Annotated in this window: 21 protein-coding genes and 1 pseudogene; 14 read left to right on the forward strand and 8 right to left on the reverse strand. The window is 37.4% G+C overall.

Features of this window, described 5'->3' with window-relative positions:
- Window positions 1-98: 98 nt before the first annotated feature.
- A complete protein-coding gene (locus AC3WOM_RS03075; RefSeq protein ID WP_492444890.1) occupies window positions 99-1037 on the forward strand; it encodes an arginine deiminase family protein in 939 nt (312 codons plus the stop codon).
- A gap of 19 nt (window positions 1038-1056) precedes the next feature.
- Window positions 1057-2370 (forward strand): amino acid permease, encoded by a 1314-nt coding sequence (locus AC3WOM_RS03080; protein WP_492444892.1) that lies wholly within the window; start codon window positions 1057-1059, stop codon window positions 2368-2370.
- Here AC3WOM_RS03080 and AC3WOM_RS03085 read toward each other — a convergent pair.
- The gene (locus tag AC3WOM_RS03085) at window positions 2367-3122 is read right to left on the reverse strand and encodes a YqcI/YcgG family protein (protein ID WP_492444893.1); all 756 of its coding nucleotides are present in this window, start codon (window positions 3120-3122) and stop codon (window positions 2367-2369) included. The two genes, AC3WOM_RS03080 and AC3WOM_RS03085, sit on opposite strands and share 4 nt — an antisense overlap.
- A gap of 341 nt (window positions 3123-3463) precedes the next feature.
- On the reverse strand, window positions 3464-3901 hold the full coding sequence (locus tag AC3WOM_RS03090) for a MarR family winged helix-turn-helix transcriptional regulator (RefSeq protein WP_492444895.1): 438 nt from the start codon (window positions 3899-3901) through the stop codon (window positions 3464-3466).
- Between the two features lie 120 nt (window positions 3902-4021).
- Between AC3WOM_RS03090 and AC3WOM_RS03095 the strand changes: the two genes are divergently transcribed.
- On the forward strand, window positions 4022-4609 hold the full coding sequence (locus AC3WOM_RS03095; RefSeq protein WP_492444897.1) for an NAD(P)H-dependent oxidoreductase: 588 nt from the start codon (window positions 4022-4024) through the stop codon (window positions 4607-4609).
- Between the two features lie 24 nt (window positions 4610-4633).
- Here AC3WOM_RS03095 and AC3WOM_RS03100 read toward each other — a convergent pair whose 3' ends face one another.
- The 5 genes and pseudogenes from AC3WOM_RS03100 to AC3WOM_RS03120 form a co-directional block, all read right to left on the reverse strand.
- Window positions 4634-5707, reverse strand: a complete 1074-nt coding sequence (locus tag AC3WOM_RS03100) for a sensor histidine kinase (protein WP_492444899.1) — start codon at window positions 5705-5707, stop codon at window positions 4634-4636.
- The gene (locus AC3WOM_RS03105) at window positions 5704-6381 is read right to left on the reverse strand and encodes a response regulator transcription factor (RefSeq protein WP_427546877.1); all 678 of its coding nucleotides are present in this window, start codon (window positions 6379-6381) and stop codon (window positions 5704-5706) included. Before AC3WOM_RS03105 ends, AC3WOM_RS03100 begins: the two co-directional genes overlap by 4 nt.
- Window positions 6382-6398: 17 nt before the next feature.
- Entirely contained in the window at window positions 6399-8153 is a 1755-nt protein-coding gene (locus AC3WOM_RS03110) for an ABC transporter ATP-binding protein (RefSeq protein WP_427546880.1), read from the reverse strand.
- 149 nt (window positions 8154-8302) lie between these two features.
- Window positions 8303-8671 (reverse strand): annotated as a pseudogene (locus tag AC3WOM_RS03115) (helix-turn-helix domain-containing protein); the annotation flags it as partial.
- Window positions 8672-8867: 196 nt separating this feature from the next.
- Window positions 8868-10061: an MFS transporter gene (locus tag AC3WOM_RS03120; protein ID WP_492444902.1), complete on the reverse strand. Its 1194-nt coding sequence runs from the start codon at window positions 10059-10061 to the stop codon at window positions 8868-8870.
- Between the two features lie 126 nt (window positions 10062-10187).
- On the opposite strand from AC3WOM_RS03120, the gene AC3WOM_RS03125 reads away from it, so the two are divergent.
- The 4 genes from AC3WOM_RS03125 (at window position 10188) to AC3WOM_RS03140 (ending at window position 16502) form a co-directional block, all read left to right on the forward strand.
- On the forward strand, window positions 10188-11066 hold the full coding sequence (locus AC3WOM_RS03125) for a LysR family transcriptional regulator (RefSeq protein ID WP_492444904.1): 879 nt from the start codon (window positions 10188-10190) through the stop codon (window positions 11064-11066).
- Window positions 11067-11300: 234 nt separating this feature from the next.
- Entirely contained in the window at window positions 11301-12563 is a 1263-nt protein-coding gene (locus AC3WOM_RS03130; RefSeq protein ID WP_492444906.1) for an MFS transporter, read from the forward strand.
- Window positions 12564-12697: 134 nt separating this feature from the next.
- The gene (locus AC3WOM_RS03135) at window positions 12698-13468 is read left to right on the forward strand and encodes a helix-turn-helix domain-containing protein (protein WP_427549045.1); all 771 of its coding nucleotides are present in this window, start codon (window positions 12698-12700) and stop codon (window positions 13466-13468) included.
- Window positions 13469-13496: 28 nt separating this feature from the next.
- On the forward strand, window positions 13497-16502 hold the full coding sequence (locus AC3WOM_RS03140; protein ID WP_492444908.1) for an efflux RND transporter permease subunit: 3006 nt from the start codon (window positions 13497-13499) through the stop codon (window positions 16500-16502).
- 108 nt (window positions 16503-16610) lie between these two features.
- On the opposite strand, the gene AC3WOM_RS03145 is transcribed toward AC3WOM_RS03140, so the two are convergent.
- Entirely contained in the window at window positions 16611-18452 is a 1842-nt protein-coding gene (locus AC3WOM_RS03145; protein WP_492444910.1) for a multicopper oxidase family protein, read from the reverse strand.
- A 336-nt stretch (window positions 18453-18788) separates the two neighbouring features.
- Between AC3WOM_RS03145 and AC3WOM_RS03150 the strand changes: the two genes are divergently transcribed.
- The 7 genes from AC3WOM_RS03150 (at window position 18789) to AC3WOM_RS03180 (ending at window position 25409) form a co-directional block, all read left to right on the forward strand.
- Window positions 18789-20210 (forward strand): diguanylate cyclase, encoded by a 1422-nt coding sequence (locus tag AC3WOM_RS03150; protein ID WP_492444911.1) that lies wholly within the window; start codon window positions 18789-18791, stop codon window positions 20208-20210.
- Between the two features lie 317 nt (window positions 20211-20527).
- Window positions 20528-21010, forward strand: coding sequence for a cell wall elongation regulator TseB-like domain-containing protein (locus tag AC3WOM_RS03155; protein ID WP_427549037.1), 483 nt, complete (start codon window positions 20528-20530; stop codon window positions 21008-21010).
- Window positions 21011-21025: 15 nt separating this feature from the next.
- Window positions 21026-22219 (forward strand): pyridoxal phosphate-dependent aminotransferase, encoded by a 1194-nt coding sequence (locus tag AC3WOM_RS03160; protein WP_427549035.1) that lies wholly within the window; start codon window positions 21026-21028, stop codon window positions 22217-22219.
- Between the two features lie 28 nt (window positions 22220-22247).
- Complete coding sequence (gene asnS / locus AC3WOM_RS03165; RefSeq protein WP_427549033.1) at window positions 22248-23543, forward strand: asparagine--tRNA ligase; 1296 nt, start codon at window positions 22248-22250, stop codon at window positions 23541-23543.
- Window positions 23544-23685: 142 nt separating this feature from the next.
- The gene (locus AC3WOM_RS03170) at window positions 23686-24414 is read left to right on the forward strand and encodes a DnaD domain protein (RefSeq protein WP_427549032.1); all 729 of its coding nucleotides are present in this window, start codon (window positions 23686-23688) and stop codon (window positions 24412-24414) included.
- A 9-nt stretch (window positions 24415-24423) separates the two neighbouring features.
- Complete coding sequence (gene nth / locus AC3WOM_RS03175; protein WP_492444913.1) at window positions 24424-25086, forward strand: endonuclease III; 663 nt, start codon at window positions 24424-24426, stop codon at window positions 25084-25086.
- Window positions 25083-25409 carry a YpoC family protein gene (locus tag AC3WOM_RS03180; RefSeq protein ID WP_492444914.1) on the forward strand — a complete coding sequence of 109 codons (327 nt, stop codon included), beginning with the start codon at window positions 25083-25085 and terminating at the stop codon, window positions 25407-25409. The genes nth and AC3WOM_RS03180 overlap by 4 nt, the downstream gene beginning before the upstream one ends.
- The last annotated feature ends 176 nt before the right edge of the window (window positions 25410-25585 follow it).

Genomic DNA, 25585 nt, shown 5'->3' on the forward strand with positions numbered 1-25585 from the left:
TTATCTAAATAATAAAGAAATCCTTCTTTTATTTGCATTTGTATAATCTGAATCACGATGGTAACGCTAACAGAGATCGTTATGGAGAAGGGGAGAATATGATGGATTCATATCAAGTGAATTGCTGGTCAGAGCATGAGGAATTAAAGGTTGTTATGCTTTGTGCACCTTCAATTTTAGATGTAACAGATATAACAATAGCTGAGAACGTTGGTTGGAGTGCGGCTGTTAGCCATAAAAAAGCAATAGATAACTTTATGGAATTGAAGGAAACGTTTGAACATGCAGGTGTAAAAGTTATAGATTATGCCAAAGAACTAGCCAATGAACAACACTTGTTAAGTGAGCAACTTATTAATCGTTATTTTGTGCGCGATCTTGCCTGTGTCTTTGGCAATAAAATATTACCTGGAAATGCAGGGAGCTCGTTAAGATGTCCAGAGTATCCACTTGCACATTCACTTTTAGCAAAGTGGTTTCCAGAACAATTTATGAGTAAGTCGCAGCCTCTTCATCCATTCGAGTGTGGAGATATGATGATTTTAAATAAGGATGCTGTGCTCATTAATCTTGGTATGAGAACGACATTAGAGGCTGTCGAAAGTATTAAGGCTAGCATCTTTCAAGAAGGATTTTCAGAAATTGCCGTTATTGATTTGCCAAAAGGAAATGATACGCTTCATTTAGATATGAACTGTAATGTAGCGAACGCTAATTTGGTGATTGCTAAAAGTTTTGTACGTTATTTTCCAGTGCAGGTGTTCACAGCTCAAAGCAGTCGTTTTGACATGGTAGAACAATTTTTACAAAGACATGGCTTCGACGTATATTGGCTTGAAAAATATAAAACAATTCCTGACATTAATTTTGTGAATATTGATCCGGAAACATTATTGATTAGTAAGCAAGCAACGAAACAGCAATTGATGATGCATCCGCTACTGCAAAAAAAGAAATTGCTTGAAGTTGAAGTCACGGAGCTTGAAAAGGGTGGTGGAGGCATTCGTTGCATGACACTGCCGTTGGTAAGAAAGTAAGCAAAAAGGGTTGATTAAAATGACAGCTAAAACAAGTAAAGGAAGGTTGTCTTGGTGGCAGCTTTCGCTTCTCGGTATAGGTTGTACACTGGGAACAGGTTTTTTTCTTGGGACAAGTATGGCCATTCATAAAAGTGGACCAGCTGTGTTAATTCCTTTTTTATTAGCAGCAATTTGTACTTACATTGTGTATGATGCATTAGTAAAAATGTCTGTTGCTAACCCTGATAAAGGCTCGTTTCGTACCTATGCCAAGCAAGCATTTGGTAGATGGGCAGGATTTAGTAATGGCTGGGTTTATTTGATATCCGAGATTCTCATAATGGGGAGCCAATTGATGGCACTAGGTATTTTTACGAAGTTTTGGTTTCCTGCTTTGCCATTATGGGTGGCTGCGTCTATTTATGCTGCATTAGCGCTAGTTGTTATTTTAACTGGTATGAAGGGCTTTGAAAACTTTCAAAATATCTTTGGGGCATTAAAGGCAGCGGCGATTATCATGTTTATTATCGTAGCTGCAATAATTATCGTGAAAGGCTCGCAATCGTCAACACTTGATTCACTGTATTCGAATTACGAAGAATTTTTCTCACAAGGTATAAAAGGAATTTGGCTTGGACTACTGTATGCCTTTTACGCCTATGGAGGCATTGAAGTGATGGGGTTAATGGTCATCGATTTAAAAAATCCTAAAGAGGCACCAAAAGCAGGAAGAATCATGCTGATTGTTATCACAATTATTTTTATAATGGCCATTGCACTTGCATTGGTACTGGTCTCCTGGAAAGATTTTAATCTTGAGAAGAGCCCTTTTATTACGGCTCTACAGGGTTATCATATACCCTTTGTGACAGATGTTTTTAATGGTGTTTTAATTATTGCTGGCTTTTCAACAATGGTTGCTTCGCTATATGCGGTTATTACAATTCTCGTTACACTTGCAGAAGATCATGATGCCCCTAAAATACTAGCGAAGAAAGGGAAAAGGAAAGTACCATTTCCTGCATTTTTATTTTTAGCGGGTGGTTTAGTGATAACAATTGTGATTGGCTTTCTTATGCCAGAAAAGATTTTTGAATATATGGTTACAGCTGCTGGTCTAATGCTGATCTACAACTGGCTCTTTATTTTAGTGACGTATATGAAGCTCATGGAGTTATCCAAATGGGAGCATGTGAAAAATAGTATGGGGATGTTACTCATCGCTATAACGGTGTCTGGCACATTGGGAGAAAAAACGAGCAGGCTCGGTTTTTTCGTGAGCCTGCTCTTTATGGTCCTAATAGGCATTGCGACCTGGATTGTTGTGAAAAGGGAAAAAAACGAGACTTAATGTATGTTATTCTGTGACATCCGCGAAAAAGGACATTTGGATGGACTATGATTGTCATCACTTAAAAAATATTGCTTCCATTCGTAACTATCCTCTTGTCCGTACCATTTTAAATCAGGATGTCCTGGAAGCGCATCATAGTCAACAATACGTTGGCGAACTAGTTTTTTTAATTTTTGACCGAATGCAGTAGTGTCGTTAATTTCTTCAAATATCCAGCGAGGTTGAATTGCCATTAACAACGTAGAAAAATGGCGACTCCTACGTAATTTGTGGGCGGGCGTTGCACACGAGATAAAATAGGGATCACCGTTAAAACAAAATTCCCATTCAGTGTGAGTTGGATCAGTTGGAATTTCCTCAGGCCACTCGATATCATCAATTTTAGTTAAATTGTTTAAAATGGTCCAAAATAATTGTTGATAATCCGTGACTTTAAAATGGTTAAGCATATCGTTCGGGGTATGAAAGAAAACTGCGAGGGTTGTGTATTTCCCATATGTTTGCGAGAATTTCGCATATTCCTTTAAGCATTGTGCTAATTTCTTGATTGATTGTTCCTCCCGTGGATCCCCGACAAAACTATAGCGCAGATGGTTCGATAAAAAACCCATCCTTGCAGGTACACATGGAAAAGTATTCGCTTCATCAGCAATTGTGGCAGCAAAGTCCGTATAGGCTGATTGTTGCCAAAATGGAAGTGTCTCTAAATGCTCCTCCATCCACTTCCTATCAAATACTACTACTTCCACTTGAGTCTCCTCCTTCTATACACCAATATACTATTAAAGAAAAAGCCAATGGGTTACGAATTTATGGGGCAAGTTTAGTGAAAATATTAATTATCGAGCGAATATATTGATTAAGGGAATGAGCGATTTCGTTAATTGATCACTTTAAGAAATGCTCAGCTCAGTCCAAGAAATGCTCACCTAGTGTAAGGAAGTGATCGAAGTGATCGCTTTAGTCCTGAAAATGATCACAAAAAAGTAAAGAAATAATCAGCTCAGTTTTGGAAATAGCACTTCAATGAGAAAAAAATCACAACTACTTCAATAGTTACTAAAATCTAACTATCTAAAGCAGCATATTCTTAGTCCTTTTGTTGAAAAACCTTTTGATCGAGGATGTCTAGGGCATGTTGAATGTCCTTTAAATCATCCTTTGACGCATGTTGAATAAGCTGTAAAAAGCGTTCTTCGATACAGGCAAAGGCTTCGTCCATCATTTTATCTCCTTCACCGGACAAGCGAATATACTGCTTTCTTCTGTCCTCCGTATCGTTAAATTTTTCAATTAGATGTTGTTCTTGTAATTTTCGTAGTTCACGACTTGTGTTGGGCAAGGACATATGCTGACATTCACTTATTTCGGTCGGTGTGACGGGCTGGCTTACTTTAATATATTCTAGAATTTTATATTGAAGCGGTGTTATATTGGCAACTGTCACATTTTGAGTGAGATCATGAGTCACTTGGTGGACAGTGGCTGTAAACGTCACGAATTGATGAAATAAACTGCTTTTATCCAATTGGATCACCTCTTATTGTCAAGATAACAAATAACTTGTCTTAAAACAATTATCATTTGACAACAAAAATTAAATGGATTATTATTTTGTTATCAAATGATAAGTAATAGGGGGCACATAATGAAAACGTTAATTGTCTATACATATCCAAATCATAAAAGTTTAAATTATGCTTTTTTTCAGGAGGTTAAAAAGGGATGTCAGGAGAATCCTGCAATAGAAGAAATACAAATACTAGATTTATATGAGGAAGAATTCGATCCACGATTAGTATTCCATGAGGATAAACGACGTCGTGATATGCACCGCGATCCGAAATTAGATAAATACCGACAACAGCTTACATGGGCAGATCAAATCGTCTTTGTCTATCCAATTTGGTGGGGGAGACCTCCAGCCATGCTGCTGGGCTATATTGATCAATTATTTGCTTCAAATTTTGCTTATCGGGATACAAAGGGATTATTCCCTATAGGACTCTTAAAAGGGAAGTCAGTTGTCTGTGTGTCTACGATGAAGGGACCAACGAATTATCCTTTCTTATGGTTGAATAATGCCCATAAAATTTTAATGAAAAGAGCTTTGTTTAAGTATGTAGGGATGAAGAAAGTGAAATTTTTTGAGTTTGGTAATATGGAGAGTAAAAAGGGGAAGCAACAGCAAAAGCTTAACAAAGTGTATCGATATTTTAGAAAGGTTGCTTACTAATAGAATTATCTCGTGCAGACGGTCTTAGTCGTTTGCACGAGTTTGTATACTATCGATAGGCAATGTAATGATAAAGGATGTAAATTCAGTTAGCTTGCTCTCTACAGCAATGGTTCCATGATGCATCTCAATAATTTTTTTGACGATGGCTAATCCTAAGCCGCTGCCGCCATTTGCAATTGTTCGTGATTGATCAGCCTTATAAAATCGCTCAAAAATATGCATTTGCTGTTCTTCGGATAGACCAATGCCCGTATCTTGAACTATAACTGTGATTGTATCAAGCTGCTGCGTCATAGACAAAGTAATTGTACCGCAGACAGGCGTAAATTTAATGCTATTCGTTAGCAAATTCATCCATACTTGATTCATCAAATCCTCATCTGCTGTAATGCTTATGTTTTCAAGTTGAAGATCAAAGTCGAGTTGTTTGAGTATCCAATTAGGCTCAAGTGCCAGTACAACATTGCGTAATTGTTTATCAAGTCTATAATTTTTTGCCTCAAATGGATGATGCTGTGATTCTAGGGAAGTAAGTTTAAGCAAATTATCACTTATTTTTGATAAACGATTACTTTCTAATTCAATAATTTCTAAGTAGTGCTGACGCTTTTCTTCAGGCAGATTAATATTTTTAAGAGCTTTCGCAAAGCCATTAATAGATGTTAAAGGTGATTGAATTTCATGGGAGACATTTGAAATAAATTCTTGACGCATTCTTTCAAGCTCACCTAATTCAACAGCCATATGATTGATACCATGTATTAATTGGCCAAATTGGTCCTCTTCATCTCCTTTTAAATCTAATTGGATATTAAAATCACCTTTGGCCATTTGTCTTAATGCATCAACAATGGTATCCCAGTAATTGCGTTGTCGATTAAGCCCTATTAAAAAAATAATAGCGGCTGAACAGGCAAAGAGCACAAATACACCAATTACCGTTCCTAATTGTAGCCAAAAACCATGAGGCGCTAACCCTAACCGACCATAGAGCCATGTAGTTGTGTGAAAGGACATAAAAGCAAATACAGTATTCGCAATGAGGAACAGACAAAAGACCATTGCCAATCTTAAAAAGAATCTTCGCTTTCTCATGATTCCAGTTCCAAGCGATAGCCAAGACCACGAATGGTGCGAATGGCAAAGCCACTCATTTCTTGTGGAAAACGTTCGCGTATTCTTTTAATATGGACATCGACTGTTCGTTCATCTCCCTCATAGTCATAGCCCCAAATTTCTTCGATTAATTGTTCGCGTGAAAATGTTTTACCTGCATAGCTTGCCAACGTAAATAATAGCTCAAACTCTTTTAACCGAAGTATAATAATCTCTCCGTTCATATCGACTTCATGCGTCTGGCGATTGAGTTTGACATTGCCAGCTTCTACAATCTGAGAGAGGGATATGCGATACCTTTTCAATATCGACTTTACTCGAACAATCAGCTCGGCAGGCTCAAACGGCTTCACGAGATAGTCATCTGTGCCAAGATGAAAGCCCTTGACCTTTTGGGAGGTTTCTCCTTTAGCAGTGAGCATGAGGATAGGGAGATCTGTATTGAATGACCGTATTTCCTCACATAATGTCCAGCCATCCATGTTAGGCATCATAATGTCCATCACAACCATATCCACTTTTTCAGAGGCTAACTTGGACAGTGCATCGACACCGTCCGTAGCTTCTATAACTTCTAAACCTTCATTTTGTAAAAATACTTTTACTAATTCTCGAATATGCGCATCATCATCCACCACTAATAGTTTTGTCATCTAAACATATCCCTTCGTTAATCCTCTTTAATTCGTAATTGCTGCTTCGCAAACTCACGATACATCTCATGTGTCTCAAAGAGTGTTTCGTGTGTACCGCAGCCTGTAATATGCCCTTTCTCTATAAACAATATTTGATCGGCATCTACAACTGTTGATAGACGGTGAGCAATGACTAATGTTGTGCGGCCTTGCATTAAATTATCTAACGCTTTTTGTACATAAATCTCTGACTTACTATCTAAACTCGATGTTGCTTCATCAAGCATTAAAATCTGCGGGTTCCGTAATAGTGCTCTTGCAATGGAAATACGCTGACGCTGCCCACCTGAAAGCTTGATTCCTCGTTCTCCAACCTCTGTATCAAATTTATCTGGAAGATCATTTATAAACTGATCAGCATAGGCCATTTTAGCCACTCTTTCTAGCTCATAATCCAGCACTTCACGCTCAATGCCATAGCAAATATTTTCACGAATAGTTCCTGATAGCAGGGCACTTTCCTGCGCCACATAGCCGATTTGACTGCGCCAAGAGTGGAGTGAGAAGGTTTCAATTGGTATATCTCCTAATGTGATGCTACCGCCAGTTGGCTGGTAATATCGCTCTAATAGAGAAAATGTTGTTGTTTTCCCACCACCACTTGGTCCAACGATGGCCGTTACTTTGCCTGGCTCAATTGTAAAGTTAATATTGGACAAAATCGGTTCCTCACCATAAGAAAAGTCGACATTTTTAACATAAATCGGTTGATCTACTTTTTCTACTGTTAAGCCGTCTTCAATATGTTCTTCTTTGTGTTCAAGTAACTCGCTAATTCGTTCCGTAGCCCCCATAGCCTTTTGAAGTTGCGTAAAGAACATTGTTAATTGCGTCATAGGCATAATGATTTGGATTAAATATAAAATAAATGCTACCATATCGCCAGCAGTCAGTTCCCCAGAGGAAACACGAACACCTCCATAGCCAATAATAGCTACAAGTACTGACATTAGTACAAATGAAATTAGTGGCGAAATAAGCGCATGAATTTTTGCTTCTTTTAAGCCAAATGTAAAGAGATTCGTAATGCCCTTTTTTCCACGCTCATATTCAATTTGCTCCGCATTAGATGCCTTAACTAAGCGTGTTTCAGGTAAAACTTGATTTAACACGGAAGTAAACTTCGCTGTCTCATCCTGCATACCCTTTGAGATCACAAACATACGTCTTCCAAGCAGCATTAGAATAACCATCGCAAGTGGAACAGCGATTAGCATCACCATCGTCATTTTCCAATCTAAGAATAAGAGGATAATGATAGAACCGATGATGGAAATAACACCAGATAAACAGTTTGCTAGATGCTCCGTAATAAGCTCCTTCACGACTGCTGTGTCATTAGTAACACGGCTTAATGTTTCACCGGTATCGTGTTCATCATAATAGGGGATTGGTAAATGTAACAGCTTGCGCCAAAGTTGATCTCGTAATTTTGCCACAACATGGTGCCCAACACGATTTAAATAATAAATGGATAATCCGCTAGCAATAGCCTGTGCAATAAAGGCAATACCAAGCAAAATGATTTGCCAATAATCAAGGGATTCTAATGAAAAGCCATCCACTAATTGTTTTGTAAATAATGGGACGATAAAGCCTACGCCCGTTGTAGCTAAACTCATAATTAAGGAAATAACTAGCAGCCAAATAGGTGGTTCAGCCCGTTTTACTAATTGTATAAAACGTCGCCAATCTTGTTTTTTAGTAGTATCTTTTGATGTTTCCTGCAAAGAAATAAGCCTCCTTCATTGTTTCATGGCTTTACTATAGCATGTGTTTATGAACTGAATATGAAATGAATTGCAATGAAGCTGCAAACAATAAAAGGTGATGAGCGTCCAAATCATCACCTTTTGATTTTTGCATGACATCCACTATGTTAGTCTGTGAACTTATCATGATATAAAGACTTTCCAAGTAATCGATAAATTCTTAAGGCTAGTTGGATTTGTAAAAGTTCTTCATAGTTTTTTAAATCAGTTTTTAAAATTTCTTTAATTTTTTCGATACGGTAAATTAATGTGTTGCGATGAATAAACATTTCCTTTGCTGTCTCACTAATATTCATATGATTAATAAAATAATTTTCTAATGTAAGAAGATAGCTTGTACCATGCAAAAGATCATGCTCAAACACAGATCCTAGGCTCTCTAAGAAGAAGTCCTTTAATTGAACCTCGTTAATATTAGAATCTAAAAAATGATAAATGGAATGATCTGCGAAATGGGCTACAGATCCACGTTCGACGATTTTTTCTACTTTGGATAAAATCGTCTTTTTTTATCTACTACCACCTCTATAGAATGGCAAGATGCATGCAGTTTTTTTCCTTTTCAGCAGGCGCATAAACGCCTGTTGACCTCGGCGGATGTCACGGAATTTGATGAGCTTTTAGAGAGAGCTCAAAAAAATCTGGACGCAATTACGCCAAGGCGAAATTGATTTATGGTGCAGTAGCCGTCTCTCTCGAAGTATCTTTAGCCCTCTGATTACCGATTTTTATTTGAATAAGTATCATGGCAATGACGATAACCATCATGCCAATAATGGCTGCTGTAAAACTGCCTGTGAAATCTCGTATAAGACCAACAAATAGTGGACCGAGAGCGGCAAATACGAAGCCAACCGATTGTGTCATAGCAGCCAAGATACTTGCTTCCTTAATGTTTTTGGCCTCATCAATTGGTAATGTTAATCCCAATGAGAATAAACCACCTGCACCGATACCAATAAGGATACTACTTAGCCAAGGGTTAATGGCAAATAGTAACATTAATAGACCGGTTAATTCTAACATCGAACATCCTACTAACCAAACGGCTCTATGCTGAAAACGATTATTTAAAATCGGTACTAAAAATGTTGCAGGCATTTGTGCAACCGTTAATAGTGTTAACATTATGCCAGCCTCTTGTTTACTATAGCCCATATCCTCTGCTATAGGCGGCAGCCAGGCCATAATTGTATAAAACATGAAAGCCATTAAGCCAAAAAAACCAGTTAATAGCCAAGCTTTTTGATTTGTTAGTAGTTGCTTTAAATTATTTTCAGCACTAGAAATGTCTGAGGTAGTTGGAACTGGCTTCTTGTCAATTGGTTTCCACCAAAAGAAAACAGCTATGACAGCAAGAATAGCCCATGATGCAGCAGCCGCTTGCCATGTATGGAAAAGAGTACTTAATGGTATGGAAAGCCCTGAGCCAAGCGAAGCGCCTACAACCAATGCTAACGAATATATACCAACTACACGAGAAGGATTCGTGAATTTTTGTTTAATATAGCCAGATAATAATGGTCCTACGATAGCGATACCAATACCTGAAAGAAGAGCTGTAAGCAGCATCACCCATGCAGAATAGGCAAAAAATCTTGCGGCTGTTGCCAGTCCAATAAGAATCAGTGAGTAGGCAATGGCCCGTTCAATACTCCAGCGATTAGCAAGTTTTATGGCAAATGGTGCAAATAAGCCCATGCATAGTACAGCTAATGAAGTTAGTAAACTTGCAGTAGCAGCACTCATTTGTAATGACTCTCGAATAGTTCCTAACAACGGTGAAACGGAAGTTATCACAGGTCGTAAATTAAAGGAAGCTAAAATTACAGCAATAATTGGTATAATCTTATGTTTTAATTTCATGTTTATTCAACTCCATCTATAGCTTAATAATAATAACAATTTGAAGTCTATAACAATGTATATAATTGTACAATACTATTATTACTATTATAATGATAGGTAAAAACTATGATAGGTCGTGATCTATTGGAAATACGTCATCTTCACTACTTTATGGCTGTTTGTGAGGAGCTGCATTTTACAAAAGCTGCTGAAAAACTTGGTATTTCACAGCCGACGCTAAGTCAGCAAATACGTGTACTTGAGGATGAGATTGGGTTACCGTTGTTTGATCGAATTGGCAAAAAAATCGTGCTTACTGAGGCAGGCACACTACTGATAAGTTATGGAACAGAAATATTAGGTACTTTACAAAATGTCAAAGACTCCATTAAAGATTTAAAGGATATGCAAATAGGACAAATAAGAATCGGGATAATGCCATCTGATTTAGATTATCGAATTACTCAGCTCATCATCGATTTTCACCAAAAGTTTCCCAGAGTTAAATTAAAGATTATGTCATCTATCGAAATTGTACGACAGGTTCTTGACAATGAGGTCGATATTGGTATTGCTATAAACGTTCTTCCAAATAACCAGCTTGTTACGATTCCGCTTTGTCTGGAGGAATATGTGTTAATTGTTTCGAAGGAGCATCCGATGGCAAATCGAGAAAGTATAAAAATAGGGGAATTAAAAGATCTTCCATTGATTATGTATCCTGAAGGTTATTTAGGGCGGGAAATAGTGGAGGAGACGGTGAAAAAACATGGCTTTCAATTAAACTCCATTCTTGAGACAAGTTCAGTAACGTCAATTATTAATCTTGTTAGAGCAAATATAGGGGTAACTGTACAACCTTATCCGTTAATCAAAGAGATGAATGATCCTACCTTGCAAATCGTATACATTCAGGACGACATACCTAGCCGCAGTTTATCAATTATTTATCGAGTAGAGCGTTATGTAAGTGAAGCAACAAAAGCGTTAATTGAACAAGTTAAAATTTATTTCCAAAGCTAGTCCGAATAAGGGCTAGCTTTTTCAAATTTTTCAAACAGTGAATGCTTTAGGGTATGGAAAATATGAGAAATAAATGAAATAGTTGTTCCTTTTTTTGGAGAGATACCATATAATATTTGTAAACCGACAGTCGGTCTATAAAGTTCGCAGAAATTCAAAACGAACTTACACTGGAAAAATGAGTGATGGCTGAAGGGTTTAACATCCATTGAGCAAAAGGAAGGGGTTATTCGAATGGAATCTCAGATAACAAGAAAAGGCTTTTCAAAAGATTTTAACCTAATGGTGATAGGGCAAATTATTTCAATTTTAGGATCTGCTCTTTTAAGATTTGCTCTTTCACTGTATGTACTAGATATAACAGGTCGTGCGGATCTTTTTGCCGTCCTATTTGCAATTTCAAGTATCCCAATTTTACTTGCACCACTTGGAGGGGCTATTGCTGACAGATTCAATCGACGTAATTTAATGGTCATATTTGATTTTGTGAGTAGTATAATTGTGTTTATTCTTTTATTCTGGCTTATAAATGGTAATAGTTCTATCGTTTTTATCGGTATCGTCATGATGTTACTTTCACTTGTTAGTGCGATGTATACACCAGCGGTAATGGCCAGTATCCCTGTACTTGTAGAAGAAGAGAAGCTTGAGCAAGCAAATGGCATAGTTAATGGGATTCAAGCATTGTCGGGTGTAGCGGCTCCTGTGCTAGGAGGGATATTATACGGCATGATTGGCTTAAAAGTACTTGTCATCATGAGTGGTGTGCTCTTTTTTCTATCAGCCCTATTAGAGATGTTTATTACGATACCATTTACTCAACGAGAACAGGACGGACATATTATTCCAATACTTGTCAATGATTTGAAAGAGGGCTTTAGCTATGTAATGAAGCAATCGTTTATATTCAAATGTATGATTTTAGCGGCACTATTAAATTTATTATTAACACCATTGTTTGTTGTAGGTGTACCGATTATTCTCCGTGTCACAATGCAAAGTAGCGATACTTTATATGGAATAGCAATGGGATTAATCGATTTTGCTACTATTTTAGGGGCTTTATCGATGGGATACTTTGCAAAAAAATTGGGTATTACGAATTTGTATATTTGGATTTTCGTCACAGCATTATTGATTGTTCCAATGGCTATTTCAGTTATGCCTCTTATGCTTACTTTTGGCTACTATCCATCTTATATTGTTTTTGTTGTAAGTACCCTTTTGATAGCTATGATTATGACGGTTATTTCCATTTACGTCATTACAGTTGTCCAAAAAGAAACACCAAATGAAAATTTAGGGAAGGTTATGGCTATTATTATTGCCGTTTCACAATGTATGGCACCAATTGGGCAAATTTTGTATGGCTTATTATTTGAGGTATTTAGTAGTAAAATCTATGTTCCTATTATAATGATTGGTTTTTTAATGGTGATCATGGCTTTAGCGACAAAGAGAATTTTACGGTTTGAAGAAAGTGATACAGTAAAATAATTAACTTTTTCTAGGAGTCCCTGATATAAGGGACTTTTTTTATTGCCTCAACGACATGAAAAACAAATCTTAGAGAAACACTTGACCTTCAAGTTGGTTGAAGGTTTACCATTGAAATTGAGAGGTGTGATGATGTGAAAAAATATATGACTATTCAAGAGTTCTCAGAAAGAACAGGTATCACCAAAAGCACACTACGCTTTTATGAAACCAAAAATTTACTACTACCAGAGGAAAGGAGTTTAAATGGCTATCGAGTGTATGCAGACAGCCAGATTGCAACAGTAAAGTTAATATCCACTTTGCGTTTGGCGGATGTTCCTATTAATGAGATTCAACATTATTTACAGGAGCAGGATGAAACGAATCGTCAAAAGATGATGCAAAAATGGATTCAGCATATGAAGAGAAAACGAGATTTATTGGATATTAGCCTGCGCTATTTAGAAAGTGACTCAATTCGAGATGATATTTATTTAATTGATAAAAACGATGAAAAAATTATTTGGTTTACTGCTAAATCTACGACAGGCAAATTTGGAGCAAGCTTTGCACAAAGAGCAAATGAAATAAAACAATTAAATATCCGTATTAAAAGCTACTACTTAAATTATTTATCGGGGCAAGACGAAATTAAAGCCCAAATTGGCTTTGGCGTTCCAGTAGACACAAATTTAAATATATATATAGATTGTGATTTTATTGAACATATGCCTGCTTGTATATGTCTGGCATTACCATTTAAAGAGCATATGTCAACGATTAAGGATGGCTATATTAAATTACTACAATATGCACTTCAACATAAATGGGTCCCCACGCGTTCCATTCTAGAGTGGTATCGAGGTGATGATTTTACACAGTTAGATTTATTATTGCCTGTTATTCAAATGGAGCAGGAGTAGATTTAATATAAAATTAGGAAGGTGAAATATGAAACGATTCATCCGTTTTAGTATGAGAAATGCTTTAACAATGCTATTAGTCATACCTCTTATTATTGTAGGAGGAATTTATTCATTAAAAACATTACATATGGAGAAGTACCCAAACGTCGATATGCCATATTTGACAATAATAATCCCTTATCAGGGAGCCTCGCCCAAACAAGCTATGAATGATATTGGGGAGCAAATGGAAAGGGAGTTCCTCAAGCTTGAAGGAAGAAAAAATGTTTATACAAACGGTGTAATGAATGCGGTCTATTCGACAATCGAATTTGATATGACCGTGGATATGAAGGATGCAGAGCAGCTTGTAAGGAGAAGTGTGGATAGCTTACAATTGCCTAAATTAGCAGGTGAGCCTCAATATGAAATTACGAGACCTGGTGGAAATCCAATTAGTTTTACAATGGGGATATATGCACATGAAAAAATCGACGAAGTCCAAAAGTTTGTAAAGGACATAATACTTCCACGATTAACTATCATAGAGGGTATAAGTGAAATAGAATTGAATGGAACAACAGAAACGTCTGTTTTTATTCGACTTTTACCGCAAAAATTAACAGCAAATGGTTTTACATTCAATGATGTACGAGAGGCAATTGCAGCAAGTAATCTTTCTGTGCCAACTGGAGACATTACTATTTCAAATGAAATATTACCAGTCCGAATAAATAGTGCATTTACATCAATTGAGGATATTAAAGATGTAAAGCTTTTTAAGAAAGAAGGAGAATTTACTGCAAAGACTTTAGGTGATGTAGCTGAAGTAACAGATGAAAGTAAATATATAAATAACCTGACGCGTATTAATGGCAAGGAGGGTGTCAGTTTCAGTATCATTCCTGAGGGTGGCGCCAATGTAGTAGCAATTGTTGATCAAGTTAAAAAAGAAATGGATTCATTCGCTATTCCAGATGATTATAAAGTGGAGATTTTGCACGATCAATCTATTGAAATTAATCAATCGGTTCATTCAATGCTCCGTGAAGTATTTTTAGGCGCATTCATGACAATTATCATCACCTTATTGTTTTTAAAAAATATTCGTTCAACTATTATTGCAGTCATCTCAATCCCAGTTTCAATTTTTGCATCGTTTCTTTGGCTAAAGGCGTTGGGATATACATTAAATATTATGACACTTGCTGGTATTGCTGTAGCAGTTGGACGAGTTGTAGATGATTCTATCGTCGTTATTGAAAATATATTTAGGAGAGTAAGGGCTTCAAAGGAAAGAGATGAAGAATTAATAGAACAAGCAACAAGTGAAGTTGCAACTGCGATTACTTCCTCAACCATAACAACCGTTGCTGTTTTTCTTCCACTTGCCTTTGTACCAGGAATTGTAGGCAGTTTTTTCAAGCCACTTGCATGGACCATCGTTATTTCATTGTTAATTTCATTAATGGTGGCAGTCACTATTGTACCAATATTGTCAAAGGTCTTTTTATTAAAAATTACGCCTAAACTCTCACAAGAAAATGTACTTCAAAAGTGGTATCGAAAAAGTTTAACTTGGGCTTTACATCACCGTCTAATTACTTTATCTGCTGCACTATTAATTTTAATAGGCACTACTGTCAGCATTGCACCTAAGCTAGGAACAACCTTTCTACCACAGGAGAAGGTGAATCATTTCAAGGTTGAATTGATAATGGAAAATGGAACTCCTATTGAGAAAACAACTGATGTGGCTGGTAAAATGGAAAAAATATTACTAGATCAAAAGGAGATTAGCCTTATACATACGGATATTGATGCGCAATCAGAATATGCGACAATTTCATTTGTAATCAATGATTCTGTTGAGAATTCGTATGAGTATGTCAGTGATTTGCGACAACAGTTAACAACAATAAGTGAACCTAAGGAAATCAAAGTATCAGGTATTGGAGGAATTATTGGAGGGGCAGAAAGCAAATATACGTTAGTAGTAAATGGTACGAATTTAGAGAAAATTAAAAGAGCGAGTGAGCAGATTACAGCTGCTTTAAAAAAAGTGCAGGGTATGGAGAATGTGACAACATCTTTAGAGGGGGAAGTACCTGAAATCATTGTCGATTTGGATGATATGAAGCTTGCCGAAAAAGGAATGATGCCAGCAATGGTTGCACAAAATCTTCGAGCAATCATTAATGGCGATGTAGTCACAACTATGCAAGCAGTAGATGAAACAAAAGAAGTGAACCTAGGATTAAAAATGGATGAGATGACTTCGCTTGAAGATCTAGGAAAGGTTCAGATTAGTAATGTAATGGGAACTCCTGTCATGCTGAATGAAATAGGGAAACTAAAAAGGGTTCATAATATAACTTCAATTTCACATCTAAATGGTGAAGAATATATTATGGTGTATGGAACCATTACTGATGAAAAAGTTGGAGATGTTACCGCTCTGGCCGATAAGGTGATTGATAATCTGCAGCTTCCTGAAAATATTAGCTATTATAAGGAAGGTGTATCTGCTTCGATGGATGATGGTTTCAGAGATTTAGCAATTGCCATAGGAATCAGTATATTCTTAGTGTATTTGGTACTGGTATTTACCTTTAAGGAAGGAAAAGCGCCATTTGTTATTTTGTTTGCTATTCCGTTCTCAGTTATAGGTGCATTAATTGGGCTTTATATTGTGAAGGAACCGATTGGAATGCCCGCAATGATTGGTTTACTAATGTTAAATGGTATTGTTGTAACGAATGCAATCGTTCTTATTGATAAGGTGAAGCAATTTGAAACATGTGGAATGACTAAACAAACTGCTTTAGTGGAAGCAGGTGTTATACGTATTCGTCCCATTTTAATGACAGCTATTGCAACAGTGGGAGCTTTAATTCCCATGGCAATTTCGAATGAAACTGGGATGGTATCAAAGTCTCTTTCTGTTGTAGTGATAGGTGGACTATTTACTTCTACTTTTTTAACACTGTTTATTGTACCTATACTTTATAGCTTATTTCAAAAGAATAAAAAATCATTAAGCCATATTTAAAAATATTACGACAGAAAAGCGCAAGAAATCAACGTTTCTAAATTGATTTCTTGCGCTTTTTAAGGTTTTGACCAGTTTGTTCCCAGACTTTTTAAAAATAATGTTTCACTAGTACCATATTCTCCTACGCCTAGTTGACATTCTTTCTTGGGGTTGAACCTCAGTAGATGGGAAAATCGGTTGAGGGATTTTACTTATATCTATTTCTCGATGAACAATTGTCTGTTTATCTTCATTCTCTAGATGAACGTTATGACTCTCTGTTGCTTGGGTAATACCTGAATCTTTACTTAAGAGTGGTGTTGTTTGATGATTACTGTTTTCAATAGTAGCAGCAGTTTCATGATGCTCAGATGGGGAATGTTCTATTTCTACTTCGGCATGAGGCTGCTGCACAGGATGAACATCCTTTATCACAAGGATTGGTCGCATCATATCATGATCTTCGTGCTCAAGAAAATGACAATGCCACATATAATGACCGATATGGTCTTTCCAGTGCATTATAATTTTCGTCACTTTTCCTGCATCTGCTTTGACGGTATCCTTCCAGCCTTGTTCATAGTCTCGAGGTTCTTCAGAAGGTCCTGTAAATTCCAACCTTCCTTCATTTTGATAAAGTTCTAAATCGAAAGGACGTCGTTCCAATATTTTGAATTGTACTAAATGCAAATGAATAGGATGGATGAACGGTGTGGCATTAATAAAACTCCAAATCTCTATACTATCAAGTGCTGGCTTTTCAGTAGCAGGATCATGGTACATTCGATTATTTAATAAAAGCATCGGTCGACCAAAATCATCCGTTGTAGCGGTTAATGGAAGTTGTCTCTCGATATGCGCATGGTGAGGGTGCAGATCCATTGAAACTGCAAGCATTTCAGGGATTTCACTAGTATCCTCACATTTTAAAGGAAGAGTAACTTTGAATTGCATAATAACGTTTGTATGCTCATCAATGAAATCCTCATCAGAATTGACTACTATTATTTCCTGACCATCACAATTAGAGAAATCAATAATGATATCTGTACGTTCAGCTGGTAATAATTCAACAGATTGTATTTCTCGAGGTGCTGTTAAAAAGCCGCCATCTGTCCCAATTTGAATCATCCGCTCTCCATTTGAAAGGCTGATGACATAGCCTCTTCTATTGGAGCCATTTAGAAAACGAAATCTATATTTACGAGGCTCGACATTTAAATAGGGCCAAACTTTCCCGTTTACGACGATTGTATTCCCTACAAATCCAGGTGTAATAGATGGATGGACGGGAACTGGAAAAGGTGGTTCATCAGGGTAGAATAGTGAACCATCCTCATTAAACGATTTATCTTGAATTAAAATAGGATATTCGTAGTCACCACAGGGTAAATTAGAACGCTCCTCAAGGGCATCTCTCAGTAGATAAAAGCCAGCTAACCCTGCATAAACATTTAAGCGAGTCAATGCCATTGCATGGTCATGATACCACATTGTTGTACCAGGTTGATGATTTGTATATTCATGTACTTCTTTATAGAATTTTGGTCCCGTATGCATATAGTCTCTTGTGTACCATGCTTCTGGGTGACCATCGCTTTCCCAATCTACATTTGCGCCATGTAAATGTGTGACAGTCCTTACCTCTTGTGAATCGTTGGCCGCATGAAGCGTAAAATCGACAGGCAGAAAATGCTTTCTAGGTAATAGGTTTTTATATCTGACATAAATCGTTTTGTCTTTCTTAGCTTCAATCGTCGGGCCAGGATAAAGCCCGTTATAGCCCCAAATGATGGATTTTGGGAAATCCTTATGGAAACAGTGCTCTGCTTGTATCATTTGTAACTCATAATAATCTTTTCTTTGTTGACCTCTATAATATTTTGGTTTAGCAGTGCTTGGTTTCGGTAACTCATCAACAAATTTTGGAATAGTAGCTGGATCAGCAGGGTTAATATTTATGGTCAAAACATCACGTCCCTTTTTCAATACTTAGATTGCTAATTACTTCATAATATGGGTGAAAACAATAGGCAACTGGGACAATAATGGAGAAAATTGTGCTAATATATAAAAAATATCAATATCGACACTTCAGTAATGGCTGTGTGATTCAGATTTCAGAGGATAGTGAGGGAAATTGAGTAATCATTGTCATTTAGATGACGGATTGCCATTTTTCTACCATGCAGTAAATCAACAATTAGTAAAGTTTGGTAAATGTTGAAAAGTACGGACGACAGGATACAGTTGTTTTATAATTGATATATTAGTTAATCTGGGGTTTGGAGAAGTGGTGATACGTTGGAACTAACATTGGAACAATTAAATAAAACAATAATGGAAATGCGAACAAAAGGTCTTTTAAAGGAAGCATTAGTCCTTGCTGAACAAGGTCTATTAGTAGCAGTAGAGAATCAAAATTATCAACACGGACTGGATTTATATTATCAAAAGATATTAATATACTTCACACTAGGGGATACGTTAAGTATGATGAGCATTATTCCTGAATATGAAACGTCTTGTCAAAAATATGGCACTGCAAAAGACTTCATGCATTATTACCTAGTGATGTCTTTATTATATGATTTAGTTGGTTTTAGAGAGAAAACAATCGAAATGACAAAAAAATCAATCGACTACGCACATGAACTTAACGATTTAACTATGCTTGTTCGAGGTCATAATAATCTATGCTACCTTGAGGTTGAGAAAGGCTGCAACGATGAAGGACTGCAAGCTGGTTTACTTGCTAGAAAATACAATCAGCAATTATCGAAGAAGCTACCTGAATTAGCGAGGCTACATGATATTCGTATTAATAATAATTTAGCCGATGTTTATATTTTTAAAGGAGATTTTGACACAGCTCAAACTTTGTTGGACAGTACGTTGAATTCGACAATTATTCAGCACCATAATCGTGAAAAGGTTGCTGCTTTGTTTGGTTATGGGTTTTTATATGAAAAACAAGATAGACTACAAGAGGCAGTGAACTATTACAAACAGTCAATAGCACTGGCACAATCGTATGGGGATAATGCTATAACTAAGAAAGTAATGCGTTTACTTTTAAATGTACTGTATCAGTTGAATTGGAGAGATGAAATTTTTGAAGTGCAGCGTGCATATATTGAGCTTTCCGAGAAAATGGGCGTAGATAATTTGCTACAGCAGGTAATGAACCTAGAATTTAATCGCCATAAGGAAAAGCTCGAAAAAAAGGCACTCTATGATCCTTTAACGGGTGTCTTAAATCGGCATTTCTTAGATATTAAGATAAATGAATGGTTATTTGAGGCTAAATTCAACAAACAATTTGTTGGTTTGACTGTTTTAGACCTTGATTATTTTAAACTGTATAATGATACGTATGGTCACTTATTTGGTGATCGGGTTTTACAAATTCTTGCGTCTGGCTTACGGGATTTTTTACAGAAAGAAGATGCAGAAATTATTCGTTTTGGCGGGGATGAATTTGTTATTTGTATTCGTCATGAGCAGAAAGAATATGTAAAAAAGCTTGTCAGAGAGATGCATTCCTACTTACTTACCTTGACGCTGGATCAACATGCTGAAAGTGAAACACTGAAGGTGAGTATGGGCGCATGTATCAATGAACAGAAAAATTATGACTATAAAACTTTATTTAAGCATGCAGATCAATGTTTATACCAAGCTAAAAAAAATGGTCGTACTAAATGTATTATTGATGAATTGTAATGAATATTGTCATCGTTTTTTTAATTCCTATTCGCATTCGTGAATAGGAATTTTTCCATTGAAAAGGCTATCATTTTTGATCTATGATTGAAAAATAAAAATATCTATTCGGATCATTTGAAAACCTTATTCTAGCAACGTACAATATACGAAATTAAGAACACGACAGGGCAAAATTGTTGTATAATGTTGTGGTATGAGGAAAGAAAGCAGGTTGACCAAATGGAAAGCAAAATGAATGGTTACGCAGCTTTAGACATGCTAGATCGGGCATTCGTGTTAAAGCATAAGTTAGATGTGAAACATAAGGTGAATAAATGAGAAACTGGTTGATTTTCATTTCTGTTTTTATGGTTTCATTGTCACTTGTCATTGGTATTTTAGTACTCTGGAAAGCCGAGGCTCCGTTCCGTTCAATTGAAGAGAAGGCTGAACAGCTGGCACTTGATGCCAAGGCCCTCGCAATTGTTTCGGAGTCCTACACATATAATGGCAAACATTCGTATGTTACTGTATTTGGAGTAGACGAATATGGTGATAAAAAAGCCATCTTTGTTCCTACGAATCTAGAAGCTGATTCAATTCGGGAAGTATTTTTAAAAGATGGTATTAACGAAAAGCAAGCATTATCGGTTTTTAAAAAGGAAGGAAATGTACAAAAGGTACTCAATATGAAATTAGGCTATGAGGAGCCCGGTGCTGTTTGGGAAATTACGTACCTAAACGAACACGATAAGCTCAACTATGTCTATATTATGTTTGAGGACGGCGATTGGTGGAAGCGTATTACGAATTTATAAGAGGAGTAGATCCCAATGAAAAATTTATTAGCAAACCGTGTAAAAACTTTAACACCATCTTCAACTTTAGCCATTACTGCGAAAGCTAAAGCGTTAAAAGAGCAAGGAATTGATGTCATTGGTCTAGGTGCTGGTGAACCAGACTTTAACACGCCGCAAAATATTTTAAATGCTGCTATTGACTCAATGGAGAAAGGTTTTACTAAATATACACCTGCTGGCGGACTTCCAGTACTTAAGCAAGCGATTATTGATAAATTACAACGCGACAATAACCTTACATACAAGGCTAATGAAATCATTGTAGGTGTTGGTGCAAAGCATATTCTCTACACATTGTTCCAAGTTATTTTAAATGAGGGTGATGAAGTCATCATTCCAATCCCTTATTGGGTATCCTATCCTGAGCAAGTAAAGCTGGCTGGCGGTGTGCCTGTTTATGTTGAAGGTACAAGAGAGCAAGGCTATAAAATTACAGCGGATCAATTAAGAGCTGCAATAACAGATAAAACAAAAGCAGTCATCATAAACTCTCCTAGCAATCCATCAGGTATGATTTATTCTCGTGAAGAGCTAGCAGAACTTGCAGCTGTTGCAGAAGATAAAGATATTTTAATCGTGTCAGATGAAATTTATGAGAAGCTTGTATACAATGGTATAGAGCATTTTTCAATTGCACAACTTTCTGATGCAGTGAAAGCACGTACAATCGTTGTAAACGGTGTAGCAAAATCTCACTCTATGACAGGCTGGCGTATCGGGTATGCTGCAGGAGATGCAGACATTATTAAACCAATGACTGATCTTGCATCACACTCTACATCTAACGCAACAACAACTGCACAATATGCAACAGTGGAGGCATACAATGGACCTCAGGACGCAGTAGAAGAAATGCGCCAAGCTTTTGAATCTCGTCTTGAGAAAATCTATCCGCAGTTAAGTGCAATACCTGGCTTCCATGTGTTAAAGCCACAGGGTGCATTCTACTTATTACCAGACGTAGCAGAAGCTATGGCTCATACTGGCTACGATTCAGTGGATGCATTTGCTGCAGCTATTTTAACAGAAGCAAACGTAGCAGTGATTCCAGGCTCTGGCTTTGGTGCACCAACTACAATGCGATTATCTTATGCTACATCTTTAGAACTATTAGAAGAGGCAGTCCGCCGTATTGATGCATTTGTCAAATCAAAGTGGCAAGACTAATCCTTCTAACCAACTTTGGAGGATTTCTATGAAAAAAATTATGATTCAAGATATGCCAAAACATATCGGTGAAACAGTCAAGCTAGGCGCTTGGTTATCAAACAAACGTTCAAGTGGGAAAATTGCCTTCTTACAATTACGTGATGGCTCTGGCTTTGTACAGGGCGTTGTTGTGAAAGAAGAAGTAGGTGAAGAGATTTTTGCGGTTGCAAAAGGCATGACACAAGAAACATCGATGTATGTTACGGGAGAGGTTAAAGCAGATGAGCGTTCAAGCTTTGGCTGTGAACTAGCTGTAACAGGTATCGAAGTGCTACATGCTGCAACAGATTTTCCGATTACACCAAAAGAACATGGTCCTGAGTTCTTAATGGATAACCGTCATCTATGGCTGCGCTCTCGTAAGCAGCATGCGATTATGAAAATCCGTAACGAAATTATTCGTGCAACTTACGAGTTTTTCAACAACAACGGCTTTACAAAAATGGACCCACCAATTTTAACTGGTTCAGCTCCTGAAGGTACTTCTGAGCTATTCCACACGAAATATTTTGATGAGGATGCGTATCTTTCTCAATCTGGTCAGCTCTATATGGAAGCGGCTGCGATGGCATTAGGAAAGGTATTCTCATTTGGTCCTACATTCCGTGCTGAAAAATCAAAAACACGCCGTCATCTAATCGAATTTTGGATGATTGAGCCGGAAATGGCCTTTGTGGAATTTGAGGAAAATCTTGAAGTGCAGGAGCAATATGTGGAACATATCGTGCAATCTGTACTAGCAAACTGCAAATTAGACCTAGAGCGTCTTGGTCGTGATACTTCAACTCTAGAAAACATAAAAGCACCATTCCCTCGTATCTCTTATGACGATGCGATTAAATTATTACATGAGCAAGGATTTAATGATATTGAGTGGGGCGATGATTTTGGTGCGCCACATGAAACAGCTATTGCCAATTCATTTGACAAACCTGTATTCATTACTTGCTATCCAGTAGGTATTAAACCATTCTATATGCAGCCACATCCTGATCGTGATGACGTTGTATTATGTGCAGACTTGATTGCACCAGAAGGCTATGGTGAAATTATCGGTGGTTCTGAGCGTATTCATGACTATGAATTATTAAAATCACGTCTTGAACAACATAATTTATCATTAGATGCTTATGCTTGGTATTTAGAACTGCGTAAACAGGGCTCTGTACCCCATTCAGGTTTCGGTCTAGGGTTAGAGAGAACAGTGGCATGGATTTCAGGAACAGAGCATATCCGTGAAACTATTCCATTCCCACGTTTACTAAACCGTTTATATCCATAAACAACAACTAGTATGATCTTCTTACCTTTCGCTTTCGGTACAGTTGACTACTGCCCGTTAAAGCGGGACCAATTTAAAAGTCGCGTAGGGAAAAATCTACGCGGCTTTTCTACTTACTACCAGAGAAGGAGTCAAATAATATATGAGCACAAATAATAGTCGACTCCGCATATGGACTGAACAGCGAATGATTCAAATTCCCCAGCTCTTTTTTCAGTTTTATAAGGAGTTAAATATGAAGGATGAAGAGGCGTTAATTGTTTTCCATTTACTTGCATTCCATATCGAGGGCAATGATTTTCCAACACCTGATGATTTAATGAACCGCCTTACAATGTCCGACAATGATATTACTTCTGGTCTACAGCGGTTAATGCAAAAAGGCTTCCTTGAAATTACCCGCGATGTTGATGCAAACGGCAAGCTATATGAAAAATATTCGGTTTTTCCACTTTGGGAGCGTATTATGCAGTTGATTGAGATGAAAGAGCAGCAAAAATCGGCAACTGCACTGCGACAAGAAGAGGGCGAGATATTCCGTTTATTTGAAGAGGAAATGGGGCGTCTTTTATCTCCTTTAGAGCTAGAAAAAATCGGTTCTTGGCTAGATGAGGACAAACATAGTCCAGCGCTTATTAAAGAGGCGCTAAAGGAGGCAGTGTTTGCGGGAAAGCTAAGTATTCGTTATATTGATCGTATTTTACTGGAGTGGAAAAAGAAAAATATTACGACACCTCAGGCTGCACAAAAACAAAGTGAACAGTTCCGTGAAAAACAAACGATTCACAGACCACCAGTCCGTACATCGCAGCAAGGGATGCAATCGACAAACAAAGTACCATTTTATAATTGGTTAGAAGAGAGAGAGTAGGGTGCCAGTATGCTAACAAAAAAACAATGGGAGCATTGCCTAGCCGAAATGGATCGTATGTTCCCTGATGCACATTGTGAGCTCGTGCATGAAAATCCGTTCGAGCTAACGATAGCCACATTGTTATCTGCACAATGTACTGATGTTCTTGTCAATAAGGTTACGAAAACGTTATTCCAAAAATATAAGAAGCCTGAAGATTATTTAGCAGTGTCCTTAGAGGAATTACAACAGGATATTCGTTCCATCGGCTTGTATCGAAATAAAGCAAAGAATATTCAAGCTTTATGTCAGCGCTTGTTAGATGAATATGCGGGCGAGATACCAGCAAGTCGAGAAGCTTTAGTGACGTTGCCTGGAGTTGGTCGTAAAACGGCTAATGTCGTATTGTCTGTAGCATTCGATATCCCTGCGCTTGCAGTGGATACTCATGTAGAGCGGGTGTCCAAGCGGTTAGGTCTTTGTCGCTGGAAGGATTCGGTGCTTGAGGTGGAAGAAACGATTATGAAGAAAACACCAATGGACAAGTGGTCAAAAACGCATCATCAGCTCATTTTCTTTGGCAGATATCATTGTAAGGCTCAAAATCCAGGCTGTCAGGCTTGTCCGTTACTAGAGGATTGTCGAGAAGGACAAAAGCGTTTGAAAAAAGGGCTGGTGAAAGAGGCATGAATGTAGAGGCAATTGCAAAGGAAAAAATCGATGCTTGGTTTACAGAGTGGCAAGAGCTGGAATCCAAAATTCACATAGCCCACGATACAAGAAATGGTGAGGCTAAGGGCTTGATGGAGGCGGCAATTGTTTTATTTGACCATCTAGTAGAAGAGGGCGGAGATGAGGTTTTACCGATAAATGGGATTGAACGAATGACCTTTATAAAAGCAAAGCCTGGTCAGTATGCCTGCTATCGTCAGCTGGATGAATTATTTAAGGAGACAAAAAAACGGGCTGCTCGCTTACGACTGCAAGCTACTAAAAATAATTCGAATGGGTAAAGATATTTGGTTAAATCAATTTCGCCTTGGCGTAATTGTGGCTGTCGCTTCGCTTTCGCACAGATAAACAATGCGTCCGGATTTTGAATTGTGCCCAGTCCTGCACGATGCAGGTCAGTTAGCCGTTTTCGCAGGATGCGAAGATGTTAGGCTAACATCCTTTTTTCATTCCTTTG

It is taken from the genome of Lysinibacillus sp. FW301-JW8, from assembly GCF_058788755.1.

Bases quoted from the DNA above. Each gene is read 5' to 3' on its own strand.
- AC3WOM_RS03075 (WP_492444890.1), top strand. From the start codon at position 99: ATGATGGATTCATATCAAGTGAATTGCTGGTCAGAGCATGAGGAATTA.
- AC3WOM_RS03080 (WP_492444892.1), top strand. From the start codon at position 1,057: ATGACAGCTAAAACAAGTAAAGGAAGGTTGTCTTGGTGGCAGCTTTCG.
- AC3WOM_RS03095 (WP_492444897.1), top strand. From the start codon at position 4,022: ATGAAAACGTTAATTGTCTATACATATCCAAATCATAAAAGTTTAAAT.
- AC3WOM_RS03100 (WP_492444899.1), bottom strand. From the start codon at position 5,707: ATGAGAAAGCGAAGATTCTTTTTAAGATTGGCAATGGTCTTTTGTCTG.
- AC3WOM_RS03105 (WP_427546877.1), bottom strand. From the start codon at position 6,381: ATGACAAAACTATTAGTGGTGGATGATGATGCGCATATTCGAGAATTA.
- AC3WOM_RS03120 (WP_492444902.1), bottom strand. From the start codon at position 10,061: ATGAAATTAAAACATAAGATTATACCAATTATTGCTGTAATTTTAGCT.
- AC3WOM_RS03130 (WP_492444906.1), top strand. From the start codon at position 11,301: ATGGAATCTCAGATAACAAGAAAAGGCTTTTCAAAAGATTTTAACCTA.
- AC3WOM_RS03140 (WP_492444908.1), top strand. From the start codon at position 13,497: ATGAAACGATTCATCCGTTTTAGTATGAGAAATGCTTTAACAATGCTA.
- AC3WOM_RS03155 (WP_427549037.1), top strand. From the start codon at position 20,528: ATGAGAAACTGGTTGATTTTCATTTCTGTTTTTATGGTTTCATTGTCA.
- AC3WOM_RS03160 (WP_427549035.1), top strand. From the start codon at position 21,026: ATGAAAAATTTATTAGCAAACCGTGTAAAAACTTTAACACCATCTTCA.
- asnS (WP_427549033.1), top strand. From the start codon at position 22,248: ATGAAAAAAATTATGATTCAAGATATGCCAAAACATATCGGTGAAACA.
- AC3WOM_RS03170 (WP_427549032.1), top strand. From the start codon at position 23,686: ATGAGCACAAATAATAGTCGACTCCGCATATGGACTGAACAGCGAATG.
- nth (WP_492444913.1), top strand. From the start codon at position 24,424: ATGCTAACAAAAAAACAATGGGAGCATTGCCTAGCCGAAATGGATCGT.
- AC3WOM_RS03180 (WP_492444914.1), top strand. From the start codon at position 25,083: ATGAATGTAGAGGCAATTGCAAAGGAAAAAATCGATGCTTGGTTTACA.